We start from the raw sequence: 2,283 nt of genomic DNA on the forward strand, positions 1-2,283 counted from the left end.
ACTAATGGGATAAATGTCAAGCCCGATTTGATCATTATTTCTGGGTTGGCCGCTGATGGAGGCAATTTAATTAAGCAGTTGCGGGAGTTGGGTTACACAGGCGTTATCATTGGGGGCAACGGTCTGAATACTTCTAATGTATTTCCTGTTTGCAAGGCTCTTTGCGATGGGGTTTTGATTGCTAGCCCTGTCAAAGTGCTCCTTATTCAGGCATTTTTGTGAATCTTGAACGGCAATAGTCGAGTCGTGAAAAGCTTGGCAACTCTACGAGTAAACTTAGATCGGCGACCAGTGCCGTTCTCTTTGACTTTGGGATCTCGGTATAATGGTTGAAGCTATCTATGACCAAAGATGTCAAATGGGTTCTATAATAGTGCTTCATCGGTGTCACGAATGGTGAGGAAAAATCAATGGAGAAAGGATTCGAGCGTGTTGTGAATGAGGCAAAATCATCACCGAAACCCGACAGGTCTCAACCGCTCTCCATGCAACACTTACTGCGCCTTCAACTTATTTTGATGACATACCCGATCCAAGAGTAGAGCGAACAAAACAACATTTACTTAAAGACATTCTGGTCATTACCATATTAGCTGTGATCGCCGGTGCCTAGGGGTGGGAAGACATCGAAAATTATGGACTCAGCAAGCAGCAATGGGCGTGAAAAAATTTTAGAGTTACCAAATGGTATCCCCAGCGATGATACATTTCGTCGGGTGTTTGAAAAACTAGACCCCAAAGTTTTAGAGCAGAAGTTATCGCAAGGGTTGCAACAAATTACGGGTTCAGTCTTCCAAGAAATTATCCCCATAGATGGCAAAAGTTTGCGAGGTTCTTACGATAGAGAGAAAGGTTTAAAAAACTTACATTTAGTGACAGCTTGGGCGAGCGAACAGCGTTTGGTACTCGGGCAAGTCAAAGTAGAAGACCATTCCAATGAAATTACAGCAATTCCAGCCCTACTAGAACTACTAGACATTGCCGGGGCGATTATCACCATTGATGCGATGGGGACTCAAACAGAGATAGTCCGACTGATTCGTCAGAAAAAAGCCGATTATGTCGTGGCACTAAAAAGCAACCCTCCCACTCTTTACAATAAGCGTGAAAGACTGGTTTGAGACTGCAAAAACTCAGGATTTCCTAGGGCGTGAAGTGAGTTAGGATTCCCGAACCGAAAAGGGACATCATCGCCTCAAAACTCGAAAAGTCTGGGCGGTATCAGTTGCCTAATTAGGAGGACTTTACAAGCGAGAGCAATGGGCCGGATTACGCACTATTGTGATGGTCGAAAGAGTTCGTCATCTCTGGAACAAAACCACTCACGAAGTACAGTTTAACCTAAGTTCTTTACCAGTAGATGCTAAAGCGGAATGGTCGTGCGATGCGTCAACATTGGAGCATTGAAAACCAAGTGCATTGGAGTTTAGATGTGACTTTTAATGAAGATAAATCCCGGATTCGCTCGTTAAACAGTCCTCAGAACTTCGCTCTGGTAAAACGGATTGCCCTTAATGCGGTCAACCAATAAACCACTCTCCAGCGTAGCCTGCGACAAAAAATCAAACGGGCTGCGATGAACAATGACTATATGATGCAAATTCTCAAGTGCTTTTGTCAAGCATGATTGAGATGCTCTTACCCTGCGATACGATAAAGAAGAATCTTTAAGTTCTATCGCTTCTGGAACAGTGGAATCAACGATTAAACGGATTGGACTCAGGGTGAAATTATCGGGAGCGCAGTGGAATATCGAGAGTGTTTCCTCTATCCTTTCTCTTCGCTGTGCTTATCTCAATGGTCAACTTTATACTTGATGTATCTGCAAAAGTGAGATGCACCCCAAAGCGTAAAGCGTGTCTGTAGCTTCTAATAATGGTTAATTTATCTCAAAATATACTCACCACTGATGAACAGTGTTGAATAAAATACGTTCCCCTGATGGTACTCAGGCATGGGATACTTTTATGTCTCTTGTTGCTACTACTCGTCAGTTGGGAATCAGTTTTTTTTAATTATGTCCGTGACCGAATTTCTCCACTTGGAATTATTCCCTCTCTATCTACTATTATTCGCTCCAAGTCTTCTCTTCATCCCTTGGGCAAGTCGGTGGCAACTAGAATAACTGCTACCCCTACTTATTGAGCCGATACAAAAAAAGTCTATGGTGAAAGACCAGGAAAACGGGGAAAGAGAGAAAATTTAGTAAGCTGCTACGCAGCTAAACCGGATAAAATAGCATTGCCTTTATTTTTGATTTTTCGATCCCATTTAATAACCAGT

Annotated in this window: 3 pseudogenes; all 3 read left to right on the forward strand. The window is 42.8% G+C overall.

The window, feature by feature from the left end:
• Positions 1–222 (forward strand): annotated as a pseudogene (locus tag QUA50_RS29125) (hypothetical protein); the annotation flags it as partial.
• 229 nt (positions 223–451) lie between these two features.
• Positions 452–1,627, forward strand: a pseudogene (locus QUA50_RS29130) (ISAs1 family transposase).
• 19 nt (positions 1,628–1,646) lie between these two features.
• Positions 1,647–1,817: pseudogene (locus QUA50_RS29135) on the forward strand (ISKra4-like element ISMiva1 family transposase); the annotation flags it as partial.
• Between the last annotated feature and the right edge of the window lie 466 nt (positions 1,818–2,283).

Origin of the sequence: Microcoleus sp. M2_D5, assembly GCF_036701935.1 — a bacterium.
Taxonomy (GTDB): domain Bacteria; phylum Cyanobacteriota; class Cyanobacteriia; order Cyanobacteriales; family Microcoleaceae; genus Microcoleus.